The 2,406-nt window shown below is 56.4% G+C and carries 3 protein-coding genes; all 3 read left to right on the top strand.

Translation table 11 applies throughout. From position 1 onward, the window contains the following. The first annotated feature begins 159 nt into the window (after window positions 1-159). Window positions 160-684, top strand: coding sequence for a MarR family winged helix-turn-helix transcriptional regulator (locus DU506_RS21000; RefSeq protein ID WP_114488769.1), 525 nt, complete (start codon window positions 160-162; stop codon window positions 682-684). Window positions 685-1,133: 449 nt separating this feature from the next. Continuing rightward, window positions 1,134-2,186: a TRAP transporter substrate-binding protein gene (locus DU506_RS21005; RefSeq protein ID WP_114488770.1), complete on the top strand. Its 1,053-nt coding sequence runs from the start codon at window positions 1,134-1,136 to the stop codon at window positions 2,184-2,186. 27 nt (window positions 2,187-2,213) lie between these two features. Beyond that, the coding region (locus DU506_RS21010; RefSeq protein WP_220254405.1) for a TRAP transporter small permease subunit at window positions 2,214-2,406 on the top strand (193 nt) is incomplete at its 3' end.

Here is a 2,406-nt window from a genome sequence, read left to right on the forward strand (position 1 = left end):
GACGTTAGCACCGGGACGATCTTCCGGGGCGTGACACCCTTCTGGGTGGCCGGTACGCTACGCGCCATTCTGGTACTGGTGTTTCCGGGCATCGTGCTGTTCCTGCCACAACTGCTCTATTGACGGCAGTGTTACATGACCGATAGGGAAATGACTTTGATGGACGCTAACCACGAGCCTTTGGGTGGCGAAGAAGGGTCACGAAACTCTTCTACCACCGAGGAATTGCGTACTAAGGCCGAATTGGATCTCAACCAGTTCCTTCCTTATCGGCTCAACCGCCTGGCCGACCGCATCAGCGATGAACTGGCGCTGATGTACCAGGAGCGCTATGCACTCAATGTGGCTCAGTGGCGGGTACTGGCCTGGCTTAGCCATTGCGATGAGCTGACGGCGAAGAAGGTGTGCAGCTACACCAACATGGACAAGGCGCGCGTTTCGCGGGCGGTGCAGGCGCTGGAGGACCGTGGGCTGATTACCCGCACGCCGTCAGCCCGGGATCAGCGGCTACATGATCTGCATCTCACCGCCGCTGGGGAGTCTCTGCTCGCCGAGTTGATTCCCGAGGCCCAGGCTTGGGAGGCGGAGTTGGTCGAGACGTTGTCGGTAGGCGAGTATCGCGACCTGCTCCACGCCATGGGCAAGCTGGAGCGTCAGCTCGAGCGTCTGGGGCCGTCTTGTTGAGCAAGGCTCGAGAAATGCACTTTAGAGGGGCTACTTGAGAAAGCGGCCCTGGCTTTAAACATGTTTATCGTCTGTAGTGAGGTAATTAGTGTAACAGGAAGAAGACTTCTTCCTGTTCTATTCTCATGCGATCGGCTCAGTACAGTTGTTGTTATAAAAATATAATAAATTCAATGAATTGAAAATAATACTACTTAAGTATTATTACGTGAAGCCGCATAAGTCGTTGCGTTTACAACCGTCTTGCAGGCATTGTGTATATGAATGTGTTTCTTTTATTTCTAATCTGGAATAATTGCTGTATCACATTTTTGAGATTAGACGTGCCGCATGAAAGCTGCATTCGAGCACGATTTAGCTTCCACCATCCAACGAACGACCTTTCCACACAATAACAGCAACCAGGTCGTCACCGGTTCGTGACGACGGAGGTAAGGAAAATGAGCACAATGAAAAAGACCAGATTAAGCCTGATGATCGGTGCCTTGGCGGCCGCCACACTGAGCACGTCCGCCCTGGCCCAGACCACCATTACAGTAAGCACCTGGGCGGGGCCCAATCACGGCATCAACTCCATGGTCTGGCCGACATGGAAGGGCTGGATCGAAGAAGCCACCGATGGCCGTGTCACTGTCGAGGTCATCCATGACCTGGGGCCGCCGGACTCGCAGATGGAAATGGTTGCCGATGGCATCGCCGATGCGACCTGGGTGTTTCATGGCTACAACGCAGGCCGCTTCCTGGCGACCCAGCTGCCGGAATTCCCGACGTTCGAAGCCTTTTCCTCGGAGAATGCCTCCGCTGCCTATTGGCACACTCACCAGGAATACCTGGCTAAAGCCGGTGAACACCGCGGTGTAGATGTCGTGGCTGCGGGTGTCCATGGGCCGGGCTGGATCTTCAGCAGCGAGCTATACGAGACGCTTGACGATCTCGAAGGCGAGCGTATTCGCGTAGGTGGCGGTGTGATGGGGGACCTCTCCAATGCACTCGGCCTGACCGGTGTGGCCTTGCCGCCGACCGGTGTCTACGAAGCCGGTTCTCAGGGTGTCATCGACGGGGCCATGCTGGTGCCGGAAGGCCTGCGTAGCTTCCGTGTGGCGGAAGTCTTTCCCCATACGCTGATGGTCGATGGCGGCTTCTATCGCGGCAGCTTTACCATCGTGGTCAACCCGATGATCTGGGACCAGATGTCCGAGGAAGACCGCGAGGCTGTCCAGGAAGTGTCGGGTGAGCGTCTGTCACGTCTGTTCGGTTACATGATGGATGTTTCCGACGAGCGCGGTGTCGAGTTTGCCGAGGAAATGGGCCACACCTTCACCTCCCTGGGTGATGAAGATCTCGAAACCCTGCGCGGTATCAGTGATGACCTGATAGAAACTTGGTCTGAAAACGTCAGTGATCGCGGCGTGGATGCCGATGCTGCACTGGAATACTTCCATCAGCAGCTCGAAGAAGCTGCCGAACAAGACAGCGTTGCACCCCTGGTGCCGCAGTCGTAATTAGCCTTCGCCACCTGGAGGGCGATAATGCAGACCCTGACGAGTCGCTGGTCGAACGTCGGTAAGGTCATGCAGCTGGGACTGGAGGGGGTGGCGGGTGCCACCCTCTTTGCCTTGATGCTGCTGACCACCGCCGATGTCGTCGGCCGTTATTTCTTCAATGCCCCCATTCTCGGCACCGTCGAACTCACCCAGCAGATGCTGGCGGCGGTGGTGTTCC

This window comes from Vreelandella rituensis (assembly GCF_003336665.1).
GTDB lineage: Bacteria > Pseudomonadota > Gammaproteobacteria > Pseudomonadales > Halomonadaceae > Vreelandella > Vreelandella rituensis.

Coding starts and splice junctions, on each gene's coding strand:
- DU506_RS21000 (WP_114488769.1), top strand. CDS start 160: ATGGACGCTAACCACGAGCCTTTGGGTGGCGAAGAAGGGTCACGAAAC.
- DU506_RS21005 (WP_114488770.1), top strand. CDS start 1,134: ATGAAAAAGACCAGATTAAGCCTGATGATCGGTGCCTTGGCGGCCGCC.